Raw genomic sequence first — 21,765 nt, forward strand, 5'->3', positions numbered from 1 at the left:
AATCGATTATGTCCACCACAACCTTCGCGCTCGACCTTGGGCATTGGATGGGCAAAAAAAAGTCCGCCGAAGCGGACTAAACCAACAAGAAATAGTGGAACAAATTCAAAGGGACAAATTCAAAGCAAACTCAACTACATTTGGCTAATAATTTTCTGCACGATTTGCACACCTGTAACCGCTTGCCAACCGAATAGCCCCAGCAAAGTCACGTTCAGAAAGATGTGCGTGTAGCGAGCGAAATCATTGCCCTTTTGCATAAAGGGAGTCAAAGCCGCCGAGACTGCGATCAGCGAAGCCATGCCCAGACCCGCGATTAAATGCGGACCGACAAACAATTTGCCATTGTTGATGTAGGTGACCGCCATGCCAGCTACTGTACCGATAATCATCAGCGCCAGCAGCACGGAGCCGATTTGGTGGTGTTTGATACTATAGCGGCCCTTGATCAACTCCTTCTTGAGATCCCCTTCAGCCGTTCTGGTTCTGCGAAGTTGAACCCCCAGATACAACGCGTAGATCGAGATCGCGAGCAGCACCCACATCAGGAACGGGTGGATGAAATTCAGCCAGGGCTTGATCGAGGCAGGGATTTCCAGGCTCATAGAAGTCCGAAGGTCATGAAACGGCTGTCATAAAACTTAGCACAGTCACTAACCGCCTACTCATCAGCTTCTAATAGCGTCAAGCGACAGCTGAATCGTGCAATCTGATTTGTCGCTTGGCCCGCGAGATCACGCCTTCGTGCTCTAGTCGGCCCAGCGCCCGTGAAAGGGTTTCAGGCGTTAAGCCAAGGTCATTAGCAACATCTTTGAGCGGACGGTCGAAGATCACCAGATTGGTATCGTTAGGTTCAGCTATAATCCGCAGATATTGCAGCACCCGTTGATGCGCAGAACGGACGTCTCGCAATTCCAAGCGAGATTGCAGAACCTGAATGCTACGCACTAACTGAACCACAAAATCCTCGGTTAGATCTGGATTCTCACGAAAGGCAGTTACTAATAACTGCTTGGGGTAAATAGCAACCCGCGATTGGATTTCAGCAATCGCATCCGAGGTGTAAGTTTCAGAGAACAGAGCCGCTTCGGCAAAGCTTTCGCCCGCTCGGATCACTTGAAAAGTGACCAGTTTGCCCTCAGAAGTATTGCGGCTTAAGCGCACTCGACCAGATTCAACTCCAAACATCGCAGCCGTAGGATCACCCTGCTGAAATAATGCCTGACCGGGTACTAAATCTTGATAGGTAATGGCGGCACGTACATTGGACGAGAGGCTATCTGGGCTCAAAAAACTCATAGTATTCCTATAGAAGTGCCAAACTGAACAAAACCAACAGCACGACTAGCACAACAGCTTAAATATTCGATTGGCCATTAATTTGGCCATTAATCTGGCTCTTAAATTAGGCGTTGCACTTAGATTGCTCTTGCTTAACGTGCAACGCCTAAACTTAGAGCCTTACTTGAGCCATTCTCAATTGACTCAAGCAGCCACTCTTTTAAGCCAAATCAAACAGCAATACCTCTGCCGCAGCTTTGGCTTCAATCGTGATCTTGTCTTCACTGCTAATCGCAGCCCCATCACCAGCCTTAAGGGTCAAACCATTGAGGGTAACAGTGCCCTGGACGGCTTGTACCCAAGCGTGCCGATTAGGTTTGAGGGTATGAATCACCTGTTCATCAGCAGCTAAAACAGTGGCGAACAAGTCAACATCTTGGTGAATTGTGACTGAGTTCTCGCGGCCTGTCGGGGAGGCAATCAAACGCAGTTGGTCTCGCTTTTCTTCCAGGCTGAATTGGCGCTGTTCATAACCGGGTTTAATGCCCTGCGCTTGGGGCAAAATCCAGATTTGCAGCAAGTGAACCGACTCAGATTGCGAGTGATTGTATTCGCTGTGAGTAATGCCAGTTCCGGCGGTCAGGCGTTGCACTTCGCCTGGATGAATCACCGAGCCATTGCCCATACTGTCTTTGTGCTCTAGCGCTCCCTCAATCACATAGGTGAGGATCTCCATGTCGCGGTGACCGTGAGTGCCGAAGCCATGACCAGGCTGAACTCGGTCTTCATTAATCACCCGCAAATTACGGAAACCCATATGCTGCGGGTCATAGTAGCTAGCAAAGGAAAAGCTGTGGTAGCTATCTAACCAACCGTGGTTTGCATGGCCGCGCTCATCGCTAGGGCGTAGAGTAATCATTCCATCCTCCTTGGTTCTGAAAAGAGTTGACTTGAAGGTTTTAGCCAAGATTTTCTGACCCTAGACGCTTCAACATTGAACGATTGGGGCAAAAAAAATGGGGCTTAGCTCAGTTCGTGCTTGCCGAGCTTTCGGCAGAGTCGACCCAGTTCTTCCTGCTCAGCCACGCTCAGCACACTGAGTTCTGCCACCACAGCCGTGACATGGCGAGGAAAGAGCTCAGCGATTAACTGCTGTCCAGCTTCAGTTAGACAGACGGTAATGTAACGACGGTCGCTGGCGTCTCGCTTGCGCTCAACCAAATGCCGCTTCTCCAAGTTGTCGATCACCATCGTGATGTTGCCGCCACTTTTGAGCAACTTTTTACCGATGTCTCGTTGGCACAAAGGCCCCAAATGCCATAGCGCCTCCAAAACCCCGAACTGACTGCTTGTGAGATCTGCATCGGTCATACGTTGATGAACCCGAGCGCTGACGGATTCAGCTGCTCGCAACAACTTGACGTAGGCACCGAGGGCGCAGACCTCTTCTCTCGAACCTTGAAATTGAGGCAACTTAGACAGTTGAACATTAAATTATCTAGGGTTAATTTATCGTTTTATTACTGCCTTGTCAAGCGCCGGTTTTGTCTTCGATTAGAAAGTGATATAGATGTATTTGTTTCTAATCCAAGGTCAATGCTGCTCGAAACTATAGATTTAAAAGCTATCCGTCAGCTCATGACGCAAGGACGCACAACCTGGGCCGAGTTAGCTGGTGTTTTAGGACTGTCAGCTCCAGCCGCTGCTGATCGGGTACGGCGACTAGAGGAACGCGGCGTGATTCGCGGCTACGCAGCCCTGATCCAGCCCGAAGCGGTGGGCTATGACCTGACGGCCTTTGTCGCCGTCACCCTGGAGCGACCCGAACACCGAGCTGCTTTTCTGCAACTAATTCAGAACCTGCCGGAGGTTCAGGAATGCCATCACATTGCCGGTGACGATGACTACTTGCTCAAAGTGCGCTGCTTGAACACCCGCGATCTGGAGCGCCTAGTGAGTGACCAACTCAAGGGCCTGTCAGGAATCGTGCGCACGCGCACCACGATCGTGCTCTCCACTCTGAAAGAAACGCCTGCTCTGCCGCTGCCTTCACCTAATAGCCCTTCTGGAGATCGCAATGAGCTTTGATTTTTTGCTCCGTGGCTTGATTGTTGGAATTTCGCTTGCTGCCCCAGTTGGGCCGATGGCGGTGCTGTGTATTCGCCGCACCTTGGTAGAAGGACACTTTTCTGGCCTGATCACCGGCATGGGAATTGCCACCGCCGATGCCCTTTACGGATGCATCGCAGGCTTTGGCTTGACCTTCATTTCGAGCCTCTTGCTAAGCCAGCAAATCTGGATCCGGCTGCTAGGGGGAGCGTTCCTCTGCTACCTAAGCATCACAACCTTTCTGGCTCAACCCACTGAACAAGGGGTGCCACTGCAAAGCCCGGAAGCGCATCGGGGAGTCCAAGGTCAGAGCATTTGGGGAGCCTACCTCTCAGCCCTATTTTTAACTCTGACCAATCCCCTGACGATTCTGTCGTTCGTGGGCGTCTTTGCCGGGTTGGGACTTGCCAGTAATGGCAGCGACTACCGCTCGGCCGGGCTCTTGGTACTAGGCGTTTTTCTAGGTTCGGCCTTATGGTGGCTAGCGCTAAGTAGTATAGCCAGTAGGTTTCGCCACCGATTCAAGTCCCACACCTTGCGCTGGGTCAATCGCCTCTCCGGCAGTTTGATCGGGGGCTTTGGCCTGCTGGCCTTGCTGAGTTTGTGGCGCTAAGGGCAGCGAGTCAACGGGCTTTATCCGGGCAACCTCAGTTGGGGATAAGGGCCGAAGTCAGGCAATTGAACCGGATGTTGTTCCAGTTGTTCCAGCACCAGCTCAATCGCTCGTTCGAGTTGGGGGTCCTGGTCTTGGCCCCAAGCTTGAGGCGTGATTTCTACCTCAATATCTGGATCGGTGCCGTAATTTTCCACACTCCAGCCCACATCCGTGAACCAGAAGGAGAATTCCGGCTGGGTCACCACACTGCCATCAGCCAGAGCATGGCGGGGCCAGATGCCAATAACACCGCCCCAAGTGCGTTTGCCAATCAAGGTGCCCAACTGCATGAGCTTGAAGCAATGGCTGAAAATATCGCCATCGGAGCCTGCGTGTTCATTGGTGATCGCCACGACAGGTCCCAGTACCGAATCGGCGGGATAGGGCTCTGGCTTACCCCAGCGTGAAATGTCGTAGCCAATGCGTTTGCGCGCCAATTTCTCCAGCAGCAGTTGCGAAACATGGCCACCGCCGTTGTAGCGCACGTCAACAACCAGTGCCTCTTTCTGTACCTCTGCGAAGTAATAGCGGTGGAACTCAGCGTAGCCACTCGGTCCCATATCCGGAACGTGGACGTAGCCCACTCGGCCATTGGTCGCTTCGGTGACAGTTTGGTGATTGCGCTCTACCCATTCGCGATAGCGGGCTCGGGTTTCGTTGCCCAAGGTTTTGACGGTGACTGTGCGAGGCTCTTCTGGGATGGCTCCAGCAAAGGTCAGGGTTACTTCGCAGTCAGCCTGGTGAACTAGCAAGGCTTGGGGTGGCAACTCGCGGCTGACCCGTTGCCCATTCACGGCTAAGAGCAGATCGCCCACCTGCACATTCACCCCCAACCGATGCAGCGGTGAGTCTACCTTGTCTTGCCAGGAGTCGCCCTGCACCACATGCGCAACTCGGTAGCCATCGGCAGCCGAATCGTAGGTAAAATCAGCACCTAAAAAGCCGACTTGGTAAGGCGGCGCTTTGCGGTAGTCGCCGCCGTATTCGTAGGCGTGGGAAGTGCCCAGTTCGCCCTGCATTTCCCAAACTAAGTCTGAAAACTCAGAACGGGTACTGACGCGGCTGAGCAGGGGAGCATAGCGCTGATACACCTGCTCCCAGTCCAAACTAGCCATGTCTTCTTTCCAGAAGTGCTCTCGCTGCAAGCGCCAAATCTCGCGCAACATTTGCTGCCACTCCGGCAAGGGAACAACAGAAATTCGCAGACGCTTGAGGTCGAGCCAACCGGTTTTTCGGCCTGGATGCTTGTCGTTGTTTTTGTTCTTGTCTTGAGGCGCAATTGCACAGATGCGTAGGCGCTTTTTAGAGCGGTAAATCACTGTTTCGTTGTCTTTCGCGACCCTGAAACTGGTGACTTCTGTAGCAATTGTTTCGCGTTTTTGTTCCTCAAAGTCATAGAACTCCAAGGTTGATTCGGCTTCAGCTTCTTCATCCGCTTGACCGTTCAAACTGCCTTTGATTGGCAATGAGGTGAATAGAGCCTTGCCTTTCACACCCCAAATTTGGCCATAGCGCCCTTCGGGAACTGGGAATCCAACCACACGGTGCTCGATTCCATCAAAGTCAATTTCAACCGTGGGTATCTTTTTCTCGACGCTTTTGTCGTTCCCTTTGTCCTCGTCCTGCTTGTCTTCGCCATTGCCATTTTTGGCCTCTGGTTTGCCATTAGCTTTACCTGGCTTCAAAGGTTTGGGAACTGGCACAAAAGGCGAGGGCGTTTCTTTCTTCAAGGCAATCAGAAATGGGCGCATGCCGCGTGGGAAGCCCAAATCAAAATACATACTGTCGTAGACCGGATTGAACTCTCGATACGACAGAAAGTAAATGAACTTGCCCTCAGGGTCGAAAGCCGGGCGAATATCTTTGAATCTGGGTGGGGTTAGGCAATAAGTACTACCATCTTGAATTCGACAAATTTTGATTGAGGCTGTCTGTTGATTCTCTGCACAACTGTAGGCCACCCATTGCCCATCGGGGGACCAGCAAAAGCCATGAATGCGTTGGTATTGGCTCGCATCTAGAACCTGGCGCTGCTTTGTATTCAGATCGACCAGGACCAACTCCTGCCGATGGTTGGACAAAACCACTTTGTCCTCAGTAGGCGAAATCTCCAAGCTGAGGGCGCGGCCCAAATCTAATTCTTCTAAGCGCTCGACTTCTAGATTCACACCGGGGTTGTGAATCTCTAGAGCCTCAAAGCCATCGCGATCTGCAATGGTCACTAGTCGTCGTTGATCGTTGAGCCAGCGAGTCAGCCGAGAACGCACGCCATCGGTTGGATTCAGCGGCGTAACAGCTCCTTCCCAATTGCCAAAATAAAAGCTTTTGCCTCGACTCGTAACCAAGGTCGAATGACCTTCGGCATGCAGCGTGTAATCTTCTAAAAACTCGCCTGCTTCCACAAACTTTCGCTGTCGCTGAACTTGAGGACTGCGAAAATCAATTTCAATGCTGTTCTGAGACCCAGTTTCAGTATCTAGGCAAAATAAATCAGCACCCGCGTGATAGACGATGCGGCGACCATCGCTGGTTGCGTTGCGCACATAGTAATCGCGGTTATGGGTGTGAGCTTGCAGATCTTCTCCCGCTGATGTGCAGGAATACAAATTGCCAACGCCTTCGTGATCAGAGATAAAAAAGACTCGATCACCCACCCACATTGGTGCCGCTAAATTGCCCTTGAGATCGATCAGTTTGCGAAATTCACCTGTGCCCTGTGCATCGATCCACAGTACACCTGCTGTACCCCCCCGATAGCGTTTCCAGCGAGCTGGATCAGCTGTATTTCTGCCCAGCACAACGCCACCCTCTGAGCCATAGGAAATGGTATGAGCTAACCCGAACGGTAGACGTTCAGGCATGCCACCCTCAGGCCTAATCTGATACAGATTGAAGATACGACCAAAGGGCTGCGCTGAGTTGCTAGCAAATAGGATTGATTGCCCATCCGGGCTCCAGCCCACTACCGAGGTCATCGCCCCCAAAAAGGTGAGCCGAGTTGCGGCCCCACCTTCGGCAGGCATCCAGTAGACCTCACGATTGCCTTCTTCTCGCCCAATAAAGGCTAACCCTGTGCCATCGGGTGACAAAAAAGGATGGGAAACTTCACCCAAATTCGAAGTTAGCCGAACGGCAATCCCACCTTCTACTGCAACGCTCCAGAGATCGTCTTCGCAAACAAAAACGATCTGGTTGCCCTGAATGGTAGGAAACCGATAGTAGCCAGATTGCCGGACCATACTTCGCTATCTTCGCTTGCTGAGACAGTTGAAGCTGCATCTTAAAGCCTGGTCTCAGTCCGCACCAGGGATTACACAGATTTCCTTAATTTGATTTCTTCAGATTGAGGGGGAGCAGATCAAGGAGCTTTGGCGCGTTCCTCAATGTCAATTAGGGCGTTGAGCAGCAGGCGCTGAGCTTGCAACTTCCAACCCCACCACTGAATGCCAAAGGCGGCACCGACACCCGCCAAGGCGGCTACCCAGCCCGCCGGAAAGCCAACGAATCCCTCCAGTACCCCTAAGCCTGCAATGCCCCAAAAGGGTAGAGCCACGGTTTGCCGCTGTTTCTCTAGCAAGTCATTGAGTCCCCCTGTCAGTTCAGCCTCTAACTCGCTCTTGAGTTGCTGCTGCTGATTTCGGTTGGTCTGAAACACAATTTTGGGACGGAGCTTTTCCATCTTGCGAGCGTCGGTGCTGTATTCAGCCAACTCATTCTCTGCTAGTTGCAGTAGACGCTCTTTCAGTTCCATCTGCTGACGCCCCCATTATTAACAGTCATGATCATTGTGAGTCTGCAAGATTAAAGCTACCAGGATTTGCCTGGATTGTTGCGGTATCAACATCATCTATTCCAGAGACTGACCTGAGCTGATGTTTGGCCCCAAGCTTGATGTTCTCTAGCAATTGTGAGACCGTTCAGGCCCAGATATTTGGCTATTCGCAGATATCTAGCCGAACTTCAGCATCGCTGTTGGCGCAGCTTTTCAGATCCTACCAAGTTCAGTAATATCTCCCAAGGAGATGTCTCAAATATCACTAAACTAAGCTTTTAATCAAACAAGTTCATGTCAGGAGCCAAACATTTCTCTCAAATTTTTCCTGAAGCGACAAGAAGCTTTAGTAAACAGAGCGTGAAGGCGGCTTTTATGGGGGATGAGCAATACACCGATTCAGGTGTTAGGCACGCCTTCTGTAGCTACCCATTCAACTTCTGGTGTTCCCAACGTAGTGTTCCTAATCTGCACGTTTACGCAGGCCATCTTGACCGCACTGTAAACCGGACACTCACTCCATTTTGCTAATTTTCCAAACAAACAGAAGAAAGCAGGACAGCTTGTAATCTATCGCCTGCTTGTGCAGAAATTTTGTGCTGAATTGACACTGCTTTCTCAAGGCCAGGGTCAGGGTGCTACCTGCCTAAAGCTCAATGACTTCTAGCTTGGAGAGAATATGATGCTGAAGCGGCGTAAGCTGTTGGTTTATTTCTCAGCGGGCACATTGCTTTCGGTAATGCCTGCTCTGAGAGCAAATAGTGGAACGCCTAGCCGAGGATCTTCCTCACTCTGGTCTGATAGTTTTGCCAACAAGGAGTGGATGGATAAATGGCATCTCAGGGAGCATGGTGATTGGGGGCTTAGTAATGCTCGAAGGATCAGTGATCCCAGCGGTCGCTTTTCTAAAATTCTCAGGGTGAGTTATCCAGCCAATTCCGCCAGCCCCACGGTGACCCGAGCCAGTGGTGCACCAGTAGGTGGTGCCCAGTTTTATGCAGATTTGGGCTTACCTCCCAGGGATTCTCTCTACTTGCGTTACTACGTCAAATTTGCCAGCAATTTCAGCTTTGTGAAAGGCGGCAAGCTACCAGGTCTTTTTGGCGGCAGGGTGAATAACGGCCGAAAGATTCCCGATGGAACCAATGGCTTTTCGACCCGGTTTATGTGGCGACGCCAAGGTGACGGCGAAGTCTACGCTTATCTGCCCACCAGCGAGGAGCGCGGCTCCTCTCTAGGCAGAGGCAACTGGCGTTTTCAACCCAATCGCTGGTATCGCTTAGAGCAAGCAGTGGTCTTAAATAAACCCAATGTTAAGGATGGGGTGATTCGGGTTTGGGTTGATGGCAAACTCGTGCTCTCAGAGAACGACCTACTGTTCCGAACTACCTCGGATCTCAAGATAGAAGGCATCTTTTTCTCTACCTTCTTTGGAGGCAATGACCGCACTTGGGCGACGCCTTCTTCAACTTACGCAGACTTCGCTGATTTTGCGGTCAGTGCCAATATCCCTCAGTGAGGGTTTGAGTTGAAGTCTTGACTTGTTAGCTGCTTCTCAGGTCCTGTGTTCCCTGCTTTCCAGCTTGTTCTATTTATTTGTGAATCTATTCAGTCTCAGGCTACTCAGCAAAAACTGAGTCAGTGCTCTAGGATTGCTTGCTATGTCTCAGATTCCAGGTTCAACCTTCGACGAACGCGATTTCAATCTCCTGCTCACCCTGGTCGAACGCTACACTCTTTCCACTGTCATTGCTGCCCTCAGCCGCATTTGCCTGCGCTCAGCAGCCCGCAACGAAGTGCTGCATCAGGCTCAAGATTCCACTAGTGAATGGCGCAAGGACGCAAGCATTCTCACTAAAGCACTCATCCAGCTCAAACACTAGAATCAGCCCCCGATCTCTTGCCGCTAATTGCGGCCGGGACAAGCTGCTTGCTTGTCCTACTTTTGTTGCTACAACTGGCTCAACACGTGGAACCCGGTGCTCATTTTGACCGTCTACTTTACAAATGCACCTACTCCAGGCTCCCACTCATGATTCCCGAACACTGTACCCCAGGCCAAGTACGCTTCAGCCTCCAGCAATTGATGAGTGCCGTCCACCCCCTAGCCCCTCAGCCTGCCCATGAACGCGATCCTGACCTTCGTTCTCAGTGTGGTTCTACCTTGGTTGCTACGCAGATCCGCTGAAACCGTTTTAGACAAGCTTCTAGACGAGTTATTCAGTGAGGAAAACCTCTCCGGTCTGACCCAGTTTCTAAAGCTACAACTATTGGTGCTCTACCTCGATTGGCTGCTGCAAAAGTCTCCCGTCAAAAAGTTACCAGAGCAGCGAAAAAGCCATAAGGTTTTAGTTAAACTTTCCAGATCTTAAAGGCTCAGGGGTTGAAAGTTAGGCAGTCCAATTTTCAACCCCTAAGTCACTTACAATTCAATACTTCTTCTGAGCTAACTGATCAGCCTTTGTCCCGCTCTATGCAAATCCTGCCCCTGTAGTGCTAGGCGAGTCAGAACCAGCATCAGAATTAACGCGAGGAAACTTAGGCCCATCAGGCCCGCCAGTGGATTATTGCCAATCCCGGTTACCAGAGGCGGCACAGCACCGGTGTAGTGGACTAGGCCCACAATGTTCACTGCTGTGATGCTGCCCACCCAGCCCGCATGCAAACCAATTGGCAGCGCCAGCCGTCCTTGCCCTGCTAGACGGGCACAAATCAGGATTAGCCCCAGTAAACAAAGCCCTGGAAACTGTGGCCAGCTCTCCAAGATCGCCTGTATTGGCTTGATAAAATGCAGCAGTGCGTAGATCACGCTGCTGCCTAGCAGCGCTCCAGCCGTACCGTAGTCTCGCGCCAACTCACCAGCCAACCAACCGCGAAACAAAAGTTCCTCAGCGAGAGCTACCCCCAGCCCAACCGCCACACTATTTAAACCTACACCTGCCCAGTTCACCACGGGGGGCACAGCAAACTTCAACCAGCCCAGAGAGCCTTCTAAGGCAAACAGACCTGCCAGGCTTAGCAGTGCAAAGCTGATGCCCAGCCCAAGCTCTTGTGCGGCCCGTCCACGCCAAATCAACCCATACGCTTTGAAAGGGGCCAACTGGGCACGAACCCAGCGACCCCAGACATAAAGCGCTACAAACAGCAGTGCATAGAGCGAGACTACCGCTAGCTGACCCGACAACTGACCACCACCGGTTAGCACATACAGCGGAACTGCCAACGGTAGCCAGAGCACGCCAAGTAGCACAAAGAACAAGACCAGTCGAACCAGCACCGGGTAGCCAGCCCAGCCTATGAGCATTCGGTGCATCAGAAGTTTATTCAGCTGGTTCAATCGTGCTGCTCAGGCCGCTACTCTTTAGCGACTCGCAGTAGAATTCTGCATGCTCCTGAACACAGGTAATCACCAAGGCTTTTCCAGCATTGTGCGCTTCCATCATGATGTCGATGGCTTGCGGCTGGGACATACCCGGCACCGTTTTCATCAGCACTTGAACCACATACTCCATGGAGTTGTAGTCGTCATTGTGAAGCAAGACCCGGTAGCGCGGCGCGAGCTTCCGGGCAGTTGAACGCTGTTCAATCGTCTCAGTAGACACTTCCGGTTTCCTCTGATCTTCAATTCACTTCAAGCGGGAATTCAGGATGCTACCTAGGCTAGCCAGGCTTGATCCTCCTGAATGGTACCTACAGTTTCAACGGTTCCTGACAGGACATCCCGTTACAATCGTACACATGAATTCTGTTTCCATGTTCGTGCCCTGTCAAATTGTTTACCTTCCTTATCAGCAGCAGAGGCTCTACGCCGAGGTGATTCAGACCTTAGAGGCAACTGGCAAAGGTTGGGTGCGTCCTCTAGCATTGGCAGAACTGGAGGGAGACGGCAGCCCCGTTACGATCCATGATCTACGCTTTACCTCAGATTTGCTCTGGCCTCTAGACGGATTTCAGATCGCTCTAGATACCGAAGTGCTGCCGGTGTTAGAGAGCATTACTCACCAAGAGCCGGTGGATGTCTCTGTTTCTCGTGCTCATCTACACCGCTTTATTGCTCAACTTTGGGCAACTGAGAACTCAAAAAATCACTAAAGTTGAGGATCACGTTGGGATCCGCCAAAATTGTCTGCGTGTCGTCCGGCAGGCGACGCACATACTCTAGGCGAATGACGTCCGGGTTCTGGGCTAAGGCTGCGCCTCGTAAGCGCAATGACTCTGCTTCGCCCTGAGCTTGAACGATGCGCCGTTGTTTTTGCAGTTGGGCCTGCTCGACTCGATAGCGCTCGCGCTCTTTCTCTTGCTCGGCGATCTGCTTGGCCTCAATCGCCTCCTGAAACTCACGGCTGAAGTCAACATTACGCAGCAGCAAGCTCTGGAGAACTAAGCCTTCTTGCCCCATCAAGCCGCCTAAGTCCTGCTCCATCCGTTCCTGCAATTCCTGCCGTTGACCCGAGTAGACACCAATCGCTGAATAGAGAGCAACATCATTGCGCACCACGGCCTGAGAAGCGGGCCGAATAATTTTGTTCAGAAAATCTGGCCCTGTATTGCGGTGCAGGGGAGGCAATTGGGCGGGGTCAAGGCGATAGCGCACGGAGATATCCAAATCGACGCGTTGGCCATCGGCAGTCAGGGCGGTCAGGGAATCGTCAGCAACCGCTCGCTCTTCGGCTCGCCCCGCCATGGTGTAGGTCTGGGTGCGAATGTCGTAGAGGATCGGCTCTTCCACCAGTGGGATCAGCAGATGAATGCCTGTGGCGCGAGTGTTTGGCTCCAGCCCTGTCAATCGGTTAAACACGACTGCCTCATAGCCTGGCTGCACGAGCAACAAGCCCTGGCTCACTACAACTAGCAACAGGAGCAAAAGCCCTCCAATAATGGCAAGCTGAGGCCAATAGGCGTTGAGCAAATCTTCTGGACGGCGTTGCATTAATTAGCTAGGGGCAAAGTGTTCTCCTGCCTTAGCGTAAACCAGGCTCATACCAATCCCAGCTTCACCTAGCCAACTTGCAAGCTGGGTCTTGCCTCAGAAAGTCTCAGCAGCTTCAGCCAAGCTGCAAAAAAGGCCAAAAAAAGAGAGGACTTCGCCAAGCCCTCCCACAGACGAACACCACAAACGCCAAAGATAAAATAATGAGTGCGTTTTGCTTTTCGTAAACAAATGCAAACTAAGCGCTTGTAAAAGTGCTTAGTAAGCCAAGCCCATGCTACGGGTGGTCTCACCGCCCAGGTAGACCCGGATGCTGAGGAAGTCGGTGGGGCAAGCCGTTTCGCAACGTTTGCAACCAACACAGTCCTCTGTCCGAGGGGAAGAGGCAATTTGCTGCGCTTTGCAGCCATCCCAAGGCACCATTTCCAGCACGTCGGTCGGGCAAGCCCGGACGCACTGTGTGCAGCCGATGCAAGTGTCGTAGATTTTGACGGAATGAGACATTGAAAAGGCTCCAATCTACAGGTAAACGGTGTGTGAGACCGCTGGACCTTTTGTCGAGCATCAGTCTACCGCAGTGCCTGCCCTGAGCTGGAAAACTGGTTGTAAAACTTCACCGTAGTTCACACCGACAGCCCAACTGGTAGCCCAACTAACAGCCCAACTGACAGCCCAATGCAAGGCGTTTTAGCTTGCCAATTCGGGTCGCAGTTCAGCTAGCCTAGCCGTGCACCTAAACCAAGCTTTGAGCAAGCTTATGCCAACTTAGATAGTTTCTCTCCTGTGGTAGGCTGAGCCAACTCAAAAATCCCACCAGTCGATGGAGCAATGTGAGGCGAGTCAGACTATAACTGGGAAGATATACCTACTAAAGCACCGATACGCGCATACCCAAGGAGTAAACAACGGTGGAAGCAGCCCTGGCTTACGGTTCCTACATGGTGGCTCTTGGCGGCATGGTGAAGTTCTTCGATCAGCGCATCTTCCCAATCACTGCCTTCCTGCCTGAAGACCTCTACCGTCAGCTCACCGGCTTCCTGCTAGTCACTCTGTATTTAAGCTTTGGCTGGTCTTACTCCGACATGGCTCAGTCTCTAACCTGGCCAATGATCGCCATGACCGTTGCCTGGGTGGGCTTGTGCTGGTGTTTGATTAGCCGTCACCTGGGTCATCCTGAAGCACCAGAACATACCCTGGGCTGGTTGGGCAATCATCTTTTGCTATCAGGTAGCTTCTTTCTACTGTTTTGGGCCCAGAGCACAATCCCACAGTTGCTGCAGGGAAGTTACTCCTGGGGTTGAATCTCAAGCTCAGCTTCATCCTCCGCTAACGCTTCGGAGATGGGGGTATGGCAGATATAGGGCAGAGCCGCTCCTTTTAGACCTTTAATGATGCGCTGCGGCGTGTCGGGAAACAGAACAAATAGAGGATAAAAATCCTCTGCCCCCTCATTGAGAATGTCTTTGTAGCGACGGGGCATCACCCAATAATATTCCTGGCCAAGCAGGATCTCCGTCTGCCGCCAACGACTGAGGAGGTCTGAAAAGTTCTCTTCGGGTTGATGGATGAAAATAAAGATCTCAATGCCAGTTTTGACCTTCCACTCTGGGTCACAGAGCAGAACACCAACATCAGCTGCAACCCGGTGACTGCTGTACTCACGAGTGGTGCGATCCCGTAACCGCACAATGGGTAAGGGAATCGTGATAATGCTCTCCAGGGGCCGCCGCATGCTGGGCATAAGCTCCAGATAGGGCCGGTGCTGCTTGAGTAGCTCTAGCACCTCTGCTGGCTCGCTGTAACAAGCAAGTAGCTCGTCATACTGGGCGCGCTGGGCATCCATACCAGGTGGGGGCTCCACGAATCATAAAGGCTAACTCTAACCTTCCACATGAAGTGAGTTTTACGATCAACCCTACGACTAGTGTCTAGACCTCAGAAGGTCTTCTAGATTCACAGGTCTAGATTCACAGGGCCTTTACAGCGCTAGGAGTCAAACTAGAATTTGACCAGGGCAACCTGCCACTCTGGACCAAGCCGGGCCAACCGAAAGCTAGGCCGCCTCTGCAAGAACTTGCGCAGACTTTTACCTAAAAATAAGCGGCGGATGACTACTGTAATCGCCAAACCGTACTCTCGATTAAATTCCCGGCTTAAGTCCGAGATTGGGATATAGCCTCCTGATGTTTGCTGAGTTAACTGCTCGATCAAGCTAGCTAATGCTGCTTCTATTGCAGCTTCTGAGTTGAGTGATAGCAGAGCAGGGCTCCAATTGGCTTGGCTAGATAACGGCTGAGAACTGGGCAGCAGAGTGACATACACCTCAGAATGATCTTGAGTCTGATGAATCAGAAAGCCCCCCAAGCGCCGTCTGAAAGCTTCGTGAGCTCGATAGCCTAGGCGGTGAGCCACAACAGCTTCAGAAAGTTCTAAATCGTACTTTTCTTTAAATAAAACTTCCAGCCTAGATAGGGTGACCCACTCAGAAGAGGAGAGTGCCTGTTCTAGTTCTACTAAATTCCTGAGTTCTAGAATCAAAGCTTCTGGCGAAGGAAATAATTGTCGCACTTCAGAAGTATCGATCTCAACTAAGCGTGTCTGAGGCAGGTTCTTTTTGCGACTGGCCGAGGTGTAAATTGCGGTTTCCCCTGTCTGACTACTGATTACAGTCAGCGCTTCTCCTTGGCGGCGTATCCAATAGGCATTGACGCCACACTGATGCAGTGAGGTGTAAAGGCAATCCATGATCCGATCGGATGAGCAGATCAGAACTTCCTGGGTATAAGGGTAAAGCTTCAAGATCGAAGACCCGAAGTCCACCATTTTCAAGTCAGCATTATTTTTGCCTGGGGGCACATGGATGAGTTCGTAGCCACGGCTGTACAACTCAGCATCTCTTCGGCCCAGATTGCGCCAATTACCAAAGGCGACCTTGACTTGAAGGGGATACCGGCAGACTTGAGCTAGAAAATTTTCAATTTCCGCGCTCACGTGCAAATTCTCTGCGTCCAATAGCAGAACGGCCATGCCGTAGTTCTCTGGCAATTCTGCCTGAGGATTGCTTGCATTAATATCCCCAGCAATACCAATACCAATACCTAGGCCGACCTCACTATCTATGCTGAGATCAGTGCCCAGATCACTGGCCAGACCCCCGGCCTCTTCTATATCAACTTCAGAATCAGCTTCAGGATATGTAAGTTGAAAAACTCGCTCCATCAGAATCTGAAAGGTGTCAGAGCCGAAAAAATCTGGAGCCAACAATAAGTGCAGAATGCGTTTAAGCTGCGAAATCAGCTCCTCGACGTCTTCAGCTTTTCTGAGTTCCGCTGCTAACTTGTCAATGAAGGTAGCTCGACGCTCTTGCCAAGCAAATGCCTTAGCCTTTGCGCTCAGCAACTCGGGTTGTTGCTGTTGAACGGCCACAATTGCTTGATAGACGTAGAGACTGATTAAGTTAATAACCGCAGGTTCACTCACTCCTGGTGAATTCAACGGCGAATTTAAGTTGGCAGGCATAACTCTCCACCCAACGTAGACATGCAGGCTCAATACGACGCAATTTGAAAGCAATTAGAGATGACCGTCCTCTATGCTCTCTGGCAGGACGGTCTAAGCTAGACTTAGCGTTTCAACTCTGAATCCAACTCCACCCTGTCACCCTCTCCCCCCAAAAGCGATTCTTGGAGGGGGATTATACTCTTCTCTTGTGCCGCTAATTGTACCGTTAGCTAAAATTTTGTCTTAATTTAACTCAGTGCTTCAAGTTGCTGAAGCTTTACCAGTTAGGCAGCTCTGGTTTTAGCAGATCTAGTTTATGGATTAAGACTTTGCACAGTCCAGTCTCCTTCGCACAACTGATAAACTGTCCGGTCCTGAGGACTGCCCCGTAGTTCTAAATGGTCCACACTCACAGGCTCTAGCAGCAGCAAGCAGAAGTTGGTCAAGGGCTCAACGGCATCAGGAGCAGCGCTCGTGAATAGAGTCTCGGGCTGTCTAGGCTGCGCTGGTGTGGGCCAGGAAAACTGAGCGCGAGCGGCCTCGGAGAGCACTTGCCAGGCCTGGTAGCGCCAAGACTGCTGAGGCTCCGGAGCCTTGGCATCAATCAGGAGCAGTTGTCCTTGTAAGCGGAACTGTTCGCGGGTGTTGGGGAAGTACCAACAAGCCTCTGCCCAGGGCTGTAGGCTCAGCTGAACCACTTTCTCGCTGCGAACGTCCGTAACTATCTTGAGGCGGTTGGTACCCTCCAAGAAGTCACGAAAGACAACGGTGCGGTTGGCGGGTCGGCCATCGGCGCTAACAGTGGCCAACTGAAAATAGCGGGCGTAGGGCAGGCTACGGTTTCGATGCAATGCCCGTGCCAGAATAGAGCGCCAGGGAGCCAGGGTCATAGTTTAAGCCTATCAGGCCCTGCTTCATGTGCTATCGCCTCATGTTCTAAGTACGTTTTCTATGTATGCCATGAGTCATAGCAGTTAGATCGACTGGATCAATCAAGCGGACAACTTCACTCATGCACCCAGCAGATCAACCCACTAGATAGACTAGATCTGAAAACAACCTGCGATTGTGGCCATGCTCCTGAAATTTGGGCTAGCCTCGCAGGTGGAGCTTTAAAGACTCATTCGGCTTTGATGTTCCCGACAAAGGCTGCGGAGATAGTCCGCACTTTTGTGGAGAGTCAAGGGTAACCTCGAAGCGTGCATTCCGAGCACTACGGCCCTATGTACCCTATCAACCCCACTGATTATGGCTACGAGTTTGCTGACCCCTCAGGCCAGTATTTGGCCCGTCAAGAGCGGGGACGCTGGGCAGTCTTGTACTTCTCGGCCAAAGGTAGTGCCGCTGGCTACGGAGATGATTTAGCCACAGCAATGCTGAGTGCTGAATGTGGAGCTTTTATCCAGTACTGGCGACGAGCCTCTAGTGAATTGGGCTAGTTCTAAAAGTTGGAACTGAAAAACTAGTTGAAATCTAAATAGTCGTGAGGGGGACTCATCGACTAGACTAAGCGCGAGGGAATAATCCCTCCTGACTGCCTGCCCTGCCGTTGCTTGCGCGTTATGCCGATTGATAGCGACGCGGGCCTGATGGCCCTCCCTCAGCCCGCTAGGTTCTCTTTCACCACGCTTCGCCTGGGGGACGCTAACGCCAACAGCGCCTACCTGCCCATTGCTCAAGTCAGTACCCCGACTGAGCGAAGTGGCACATTCAGCTCGGATTCGGTTCCCGCTTTACAGCCGATTATCACTAATCATGGCTGGACCGCTTTCGCGATTATGCTGCTGTTAGCACTAGGGGGCTTGGCTTATGCAGGGCTCAATCGGCATCTACGCTTGCTCAATCAGCGCCAGGAAGACCCAGAGGTGACGCAGGAGTTGCGCCGCCCCCCTAACCGTCAGCCTGCCCGCGAAAGCCTACCTCCCAACAGCAGCAGCATGGGACAGGCACAGAAGATAGACCACTTCCACGAACTCGCGCAAATGCTGCGGGACCGTGATCCCCAAGTGCGTAAACTGGCAGCGTGGGAGCTGAAGAAGCTCAAAGACCCGCGTTCAGTTCGCCCGCTTGTGCAGGCGATGGTTGAATCGGTGCCCGAGCAGCGCAGCCTGATCCTGGCGGCGCTATCCGAGATCGGTTACGACAATCTGGTCTCTGTGTCACGAGCCCTAACCCTGGCGCTGCAAGACGAAAATCCAGAGGTGCGCCAAAATGCAGTCCGCGAATTGACTCGCATCCAAGCGGTTAGTAGCCGCAATGCTCAGTTGCTACTCAATGCTGTAGGCGATTCTGATCCCCGTGTGGCTGAGACGGCTCGTTGGGCAGTCGGCAAGATCCAGCAAAGTCAGCGTCAGTTCAGCGCTCAGAGCGAGTTCTTAGAGTCCTACGGTGCCATCTTTGAGGGGCAACAGGCCGCCCAGACACACCGACCCGTTTTTCACGAACAAGCAGCTCCTCCAACAGAACCACCCAGGACAGCGCGCAGCCAACCGCCTGCCCAGTCCCCTCGTCAGCAACGCCATCCCCATCATCCTCAGGCTTAGGATCGCGTTATGGATCTCGACGCCCAAATTGCGGAGTTGCTGCACAATGCTCCCGACGATACTGCGGCCCGTGCGATTCAGCTAGCGGCCCCCGTTTTCAAGAGTCTGGCTCAGCAACTCGGCCACCTTGAGTATTTTGTGGTGCAGTCGCCAGAGGAAGCCTGGATTGTAACGACCCTGAGCAGTCGCCATCAACCTGAGAAGCAAAAGACGGTTGTTTACGCTTATCCCACAGAGCAAGACGCAGCAACAGGCATCCAAGGACTAGAGAGTGACCCATTAGTTGCCCGCAAACAAGGCGTCATCGACATTCTCTTTCAACTATTAGCGCTGAACGTGGTCAATGCCTTGGTCTTCTTCGATACGCCTGGAGATGTTAACCGAGGCACAGAGATCAAACGCGCTGATCTCAAACACTTAATTGATCTGCAACTTCAACAGGGCAGTGCAGCCAAAGGCTTTAGCCCACGCCCTAATCCAGGGAAGCGGAACAAGCGCGAACGCAACTCCATTCCTCCAAACTTTGCTTAGGCTTGATTAGTCTTGGAATTCTAAATTCCTAATTTGCAGTTCCAGATAACTAGTGTCTGGATCAGGAGCACGTTCAAACACACAATGTTCCAGTTCCCCAATCACTAGCTCTGCTGTGGTGTAAATCCGACACCCCTGTTTGACATGACCGCCAATCGTTCGGCCTGTACTATCAGCCAGAGATAGGTGCAGGTGTAAGCCATGCACGGAAAGCGTACCAACTAGGGAAACGATCTCGAATCGGTCTTCTAAAAGGGTTGCTGTTGGCTGACCGGCAAAGCGCAGTGCGGCTCGATTCAAGCTACCCACACAAGTCAGGATGAACCCAGCTTGGAGTTGTTGCTCGTTTGCAAACTCACCTAGAGCCTGCATTAAATCTTGGCCGGGTCGGAGACGTAGCGCCAAGGTTTTCATCAATGATTTCCTTAAAGCTTGAACTCGAAGAGCTTGAGTCGTTCACCCACTCAGGTGATTCAACCGGATGAAGTAACTTCCCTAGGGAAATCCTATCTTGTGGATATTCTTGGGTACTACTGGCAAATGCCATGCAAAATATTATGCAAAAATCTCTGCTCTCTATCGCTGCTCTTACCTCTGTATTAGTGACCCAAGTCCTAATTAATTCAGCCCAAGCGGCTGAGACTATCTATAAACTTCGGCTACGTGATGCCGCGACTGGTAACGTGCAACAGGGTAGTGTTTTCTCCCCTGGTGATTTGGATCGCGAAGAATGGGTGGTGGTTACAGTCATCGACAATCGCAGGATTAGAGTTCGTCACGCGACTAGCGTTCAAAACAAATTTTTACCCACTCGCACGTGGTTTGATCATCCGGCAACGGCTATTCGCGTTTGTGTTGCAGAGGAGTTTGATAACCGCAACTGCCAATCGGCTCAGGGAGATACCGTAGATATTCCAACTGGCCGCTCCATCCATGATGTTGCGATCGATTTCCGATATTCTGAAGCAGGGTCGCTCTACACTCGAGCTGTTCAAATTACACCGGATATTCGGCCCAGTCGCTAACCTCTAATGACCTCTTGGATACAGCGCTACGTTTGCTTAGCAGTCCTGCTGCTCAGTCCTGCAGTTCTGGCCCAGCCCTCCGTGCAAACTGAGCTCGATCGGGGCTTGCGTTTGCTCAACCAGGGAGACAGTGCCTCTGCCATTACTGTGCTGGAGCAGGTGGCGCAGACTGCGCCTCGCTCAGCCGCCGTGCAGCGAGTGCTTGGCTTAGCCTACCAACGCCAGGAGCAATATCCTGAAGCAATTACGGCTCTGCGCAAAGCAGTTGAGCTGGAACCGACGAACGTCCAAGGCCATGTTAGTCTCGGCTGGACCTTACACCTAGCAGGCCAGGAGGCTGAGGCAGCTCACGCCCTCTGGCAGGGCATTGAGCGCGATCCCAAGAGTGTTGAAGCTTACAATGCTCTGGGGATCGTTCGCCTGGCACAGGACAACGTTGAAGCAGCGATGGCTGTCAATCGTTGGGCATTGCAACTCAAGCCCGACAACGAAGTTGCTCACTACAACTTAGCCTTAGCCTGCCAACGAGCCTGGGATTGGAGTTGTGCCCTTGAGGGGGCAAGGCAAGCTGCGCAGTTAGAACCGAGCAATCCCCATCCCTTGTTTGCTGCTGCCATCACTTACCAAGCTCAGCATCAGGAGCAAAACGTCGGTCCCAATCGCCCTAAAGATATTGACCCAGAGGCTAAACGTTACGCTCGTCGGGCTACCGAACTCGATAGTCGCTTTTTTGATGCAGCTTATTTGAAGAGTAATCTACGCCGAGCAGGTTTCTCAACAGAGCAAATTCAAACCGCTCAGCAGATTCTCAGGGTTGCACCTTAGGAACACAGTTAAAGGGCAGCGCCAGAGAGTATCGCTGAAGCCAATGACTGCTTAAGTTTGGGGGTGCCACGACTTAAAAGCGAACGTGGGCGCTTGAGCTATGTGCTCTGGGAAGAGAATTGGACAATTCCTCAATTAGCTCTAGAAGTTGTCTCTAGAACTCCAGGTAGCGAGTGCAACGACAAAATCCAGAAGTACGCTCAAATCGGCGTCCTCTACTATGTCATTTACAACCCTGACTACTAGAAGCGAGACGGGCACGACCCCCTTGAGGTTTACCGTCTGGTCGAGGGAACATACGTGCGTCAGACGGCTGAACCCATTTGGTTACCTGAGCTAAACCTAGGGATTGGCCGAGGACACGGCACTTATGAAGGCTGGCAGAGAGAGTGGCTTTACTGGTATGACGCGCAGGGTCAGCGCTTCGCAACACCCGAGGAAGCAGCACGCCAGGAACGTCAGCGCGCTGAGCGATTGGCAGATTTGTTGCGAGCCAGGGGAATTGACCCAGATAGTCTTAGCTAAGGCGTGCTGCTGTACTGCATCTATGTGCGCATCTAAACTGGGGCACAAACTAGCAGCAAACAGTATCA

General features: G+C 52.0%; 28 protein-coding genes. 14 read left to right on the plus strand and 14 right to left on the minus strand.

Translation table 11 applies throughout. The features are described from left to right. Positions 1–134: 134 nt before the first annotated feature. From H6F94_RS28190 to H6F94_RS28205, 4 genes are all read right to left on the minus strand, one after another. Entirely contained in the window at positions 135–605 is a 471-nt protein-coding gene (locus H6F94_RS28190; RefSeq protein ID WP_190805581.1) for a DUF4079 domain-containing protein, read from the minus strand. A 79-nt stretch (positions 606–684) separates the two neighbouring features. Further along, positions 685–1,299, minus strand: a complete 615-nt coding sequence (locus H6F94_RS28195) for a Crp/Fnr family transcriptional regulator (RefSeq protein ID WP_190805582.1) — start codon at positions 1,297–1,299, stop codon at positions 685–687. A gap of 202 nt (positions 1,300–1,501) precedes the next feature. Then, positions 1,502–2,200 (minus strand): pirin family protein, encoded by a 699-nt coding sequence (locus H6F94_RS28200; RefSeq protein WP_190805583.1) that lies wholly within the window; start codon positions 2,198–2,200, stop codon positions 1,502–1,504. 104 nt (positions 2,201–2,304) lie between these two features. Then, a complete protein-coding gene (locus tag H6F94_RS28205; protein ID WP_190805584.1) occupies positions 2,305–2,754 on the minus strand; it encodes a MarR family winged helix-turn-helix transcriptional regulator in 450 nt (149 codons plus the stop codon). Positions 2,755–2,877: 123 nt separating this feature from the next. Here H6F94_RS28205 and H6F94_RS28210 point away from each other — a divergent pair, with 123 nt between their 5' ends. After that, positions 2,878–3,369: an Lrp/AsnC family transcriptional regulator gene (locus H6F94_RS28210; RefSeq protein WP_190805585.1), complete on the plus strand. Its 492-nt coding sequence runs from the start codon at positions 2,878–2,880 to the stop codon at positions 3,367–3,369. After that, on the plus strand, positions 3,359–4,003 hold the full coding sequence (locus H6F94_RS28215; protein ID WP_190805586.1) for a LysE family translocator: 645 nt from the start codon (positions 3,359–3,361) through the stop codon (positions 4,001–4,003). The genes H6F94_RS28210 and H6F94_RS28215 overlap by 11 nt, the downstream gene beginning before the upstream one ends. Before the next feature lie 20 nt (positions 4,004–4,023). Here H6F94_RS28215 and H6F94_RS28220 read toward each other — a convergent pair whose 3' ends face one another. Beyond that, positions 4,024–7,284: a S41 family peptidase gene (locus H6F94_RS28220; protein ID WP_190805587.1), complete on the minus strand. Its 3,261-nt coding sequence runs from the start codon at positions 7,282–7,284 to the stop codon at positions 4,024–4,026. 119 nt (positions 7,285–7,403) lie between these two features. Beyond that, on the minus strand, positions 7,404–7,796 hold the full coding sequence (locus tag H6F94_RS28225; RefSeq protein WP_190805588.1) for a hypothetical protein: 393 nt from the start codon (positions 7,794–7,796) through the stop codon (positions 7,404–7,406). A 700-nt stretch (positions 7,797–8,496) separates the two neighbouring features. On the opposite strand from H6F94_RS28225, the gene H6F94_RS28230 reads away from it, so the two are divergent. The 3 genes from H6F94_RS28230 to H6F94_RS28240 all read left to right on the plus strand — a co-directional run bounded on the left by H6F94_RS28230 (position 8,497) and on the right by H6F94_RS28240 (position 10,189). Continuing rightward, the gene (locus H6F94_RS28230; protein WP_190805589.1) at positions 8,497–9,336 is read left to right on the plus strand and encodes a polysaccharide lyase; all 840 of its coding nucleotides are present in this window, start codon (positions 8,497–8,499) and stop codon (positions 9,334–9,336) included. Between the two features lie 142 nt (positions 9,337–9,478). Then, entirely contained in the window at positions 9,479–9,700 is a 222-nt protein-coding gene (locus H6F94_RS28235) for a hypothetical protein (RefSeq protein WP_190805590.1), read from the plus strand. Between the two features lie 240 nt (positions 9,701–9,940). Further along, positions 9,941–10,189: a hypothetical protein gene (locus H6F94_RS28240; protein WP_190805591.1), complete on the plus strand. Its 249-nt coding sequence runs from the start codon at positions 9,941–9,943 to the stop codon at positions 10,187–10,189. A gap of 74 nt (positions 10,190–10,263) precedes the next feature. Here H6F94_RS28240 and H6F94_RS28245 read toward each other — a convergent pair whose 3' ends face one another. Beyond that, positions 10,264–11,130 (minus strand): CPBP family intramembrane glutamic endopeptidase, encoded by an 867-nt coding sequence (locus H6F94_RS28245; RefSeq protein ID WP_190805592.1) that lies wholly within the window; start codon positions 11,128–11,130, stop codon positions 10,264–10,266. A gap of 7 nt (positions 11,131–11,137) precedes the next feature. Continuing rightward, positions 11,138–11,419: an ATP-dependent Clp protease adapter ClpS gene (clpS, locus tag H6F94_RS28250; RefSeq protein ID WP_190805593.1), complete on the minus strand. Its 282-nt coding sequence runs from the start codon at positions 11,417–11,419 to the stop codon at positions 11,138–11,140. A gap of 136 nt (positions 11,420–11,555) precedes the next feature. On the opposite strand from clpS, the gene H6F94_RS28255 reads away from it, so the two are divergent. Further along, positions 11,556–11,909: a hypothetical protein gene (locus H6F94_RS28255; RefSeq protein WP_190805594.1), complete on the plus strand. Its 354-nt coding sequence runs from the start codon at positions 11,556–11,558 to the stop codon at positions 11,907–11,909. On the opposite strand, the gene H6F94_RS28260 is transcribed toward H6F94_RS28255, so the two are convergent. Next, complete coding sequence (locus H6F94_RS28260; RefSeq protein ID WP_190805595.1) at positions 11,866–12,747, minus strand: prohibitin family protein; 882 nt, start codon at positions 12,745–12,747, stop codon at positions 11,866–11,868. The two genes, H6F94_RS28255 and H6F94_RS28260, sit on opposite strands and share 44 nt — an antisense overlap. A gap of 258 nt (positions 12,748–13,005) precedes the next feature. Beyond that, the gene (gene psaC / locus H6F94_RS28265) at positions 13,006–13,251 is read right to left on the minus strand and encodes a photosystem I iron-sulfur center protein PsaC (protein ID WP_190805596.1); all 246 of its coding nucleotides are present in this window, start codon (positions 13,249–13,251) and stop codon (positions 13,006–13,008) included. A gap of 404 nt (positions 13,252–13,655) precedes the next feature. Here psaC and H6F94_RS28270 point away from each other — a divergent pair, with 404 nt between their 5' ends. Further along, complete coding sequence (locus H6F94_RS28270; RefSeq protein ID WP_190805597.1) at positions 13,656–14,048, plus strand: hypothetical protein; 393 nt, start codon at positions 13,656–13,658, stop codon at positions 14,046–14,048. Here H6F94_RS28270 and H6F94_RS28275 read toward each other — a convergent pair. The 3 genes from H6F94_RS28275 to H6F94_RS28285 form a co-directional block, all read right to left on the minus strand. Continuing rightward, the gene (locus tag H6F94_RS28275) at positions 14,033–14,590 is read right to left on the minus strand and encodes a hypothetical protein (protein ID WP_190805598.1); all 558 of its coding nucleotides are present in this window, start codon (positions 14,588–14,590) and stop codon (positions 14,033–14,035) included. The genes H6F94_RS28270 and H6F94_RS28275 overlap by 16 nt on opposite strands. Before the next feature lie 155 nt (positions 14,591–14,745). Beyond that, positions 14,746–16,266, minus strand: coding sequence for a hypothetical protein (locus H6F94_RS28280; RefSeq protein ID WP_190805599.1), 1,521 nt, complete (start codon positions 16,264–16,266; stop codon positions 14,746–14,748). 296 nt (positions 16,267–16,562) lie between these two features. Beyond that, positions 16,563–17,138, minus strand: a complete 576-nt coding sequence (locus tag H6F94_RS28285) for an Npun_F5749 family FMN-dependent PPOX-type flavoprotein (RefSeq protein ID WP_190805600.1) — start codon at positions 17,136–17,138, stop codon at positions 16,563–16,565. A 333-nt stretch (positions 17,139–17,471) separates the two neighbouring features. Between H6F94_RS28285 and H6F94_RS28290 the strand changes: the two genes are divergently transcribed. The 3 genes from H6F94_RS28290 (at position 17,472) to H6F94_RS28300 (ending at position 19,322) form a co-directional block, all read left to right on the plus strand. Next, positions 17,472–17,687 (plus strand): hypothetical protein, encoded by a 216-nt coding sequence (locus H6F94_RS28290; RefSeq protein ID WP_190805601.1) that lies wholly within the window; start codon positions 17,472–17,474, stop codon positions 17,685–17,687. 123 nt (positions 17,688–17,810) lie between these two features. Next, positions 17,811–18,791, plus strand: coding sequence for a HEAT repeat domain-containing protein (locus H6F94_RS28295; RefSeq protein ID WP_190805602.1), 981 nt, complete (start codon positions 17,811–17,813; stop codon positions 18,789–18,791). A gap of 9 nt (positions 18,792–18,800) precedes the next feature. Further along, positions 18,801–19,322, plus strand: a complete 522-nt coding sequence (locus H6F94_RS28300) for a hypothetical protein (protein ID WP_190805603.1) — start codon at positions 18,801–18,803, stop codon at positions 19,320–19,322. Between the two features lie 6 nt (positions 19,323–19,328). Here H6F94_RS28300 and H6F94_RS28305 read toward each other — a convergent pair whose 3' ends face one another. Next, positions 19,329–19,736, minus strand: a complete 408-nt coding sequence (locus H6F94_RS28305; RefSeq protein ID WP_190805604.1) for a PPC domain-containing DNA-binding protein — start codon at positions 19,734–19,736, stop codon at positions 19,329–19,331. 143 nt (positions 19,737–19,879) lie between these two features. Here H6F94_RS28305 and H6F94_RS28310 point away from each other — a divergent pair, with 143 nt between their 5' ends. The 4 genes from H6F94_RS28310 (at position 19,880) to H6F94_RS31850 (ending at position 21,697) form a co-directional block, all read left to right on the plus strand. Continuing rightward, positions 19,880–20,347 carry a hypothetical protein gene (locus tag H6F94_RS28310; RefSeq protein ID WP_190805605.1) on the plus strand — a complete coding sequence of 156 codons (468 nt, stop codon included), beginning with the start codon at positions 19,880–19,882 and terminating at the stop codon, positions 20,345–20,347. A 6-nt stretch (positions 20,348–20,353) separates the two neighbouring features. Continuing rightward, on the plus strand, positions 20,354–21,172 hold the full coding sequence (locus tag H6F94_RS28315) for a tetratricopeptide repeat protein (protein WP_190805606.1): 819 nt from the start codon (positions 20,354–20,356) through the stop codon (positions 21,170–21,172). A 63-nt stretch (positions 21,173–21,235) separates the two neighbouring features. Beyond that, entirely contained in the window at positions 21,236–21,418 is a 183-nt protein-coding gene (locus H6F94_RS31845) for a Uma2 family endonuclease (protein WP_199320689.1), read from the plus strand. A gap of 54 nt (positions 21,419–21,472) precedes the next feature. Beyond that, entirely contained in the window at positions 21,473–21,697 is a 225-nt protein-coding gene (locus H6F94_RS31850; protein WP_199320690.1) for a hypothetical protein, read from the plus strand. The last annotated feature ends 68 nt before the right edge of the window (positions 21,698–21,765 follow it).

This window comes from Leptolyngbya sp. FACHB-261 (assembly GCF_014696065.1).
Lineage (GTDB): Bacteria > Cyanobacteriota > Cyanobacteriia > FACHB-261 > FACHB-261 > FACHB-261.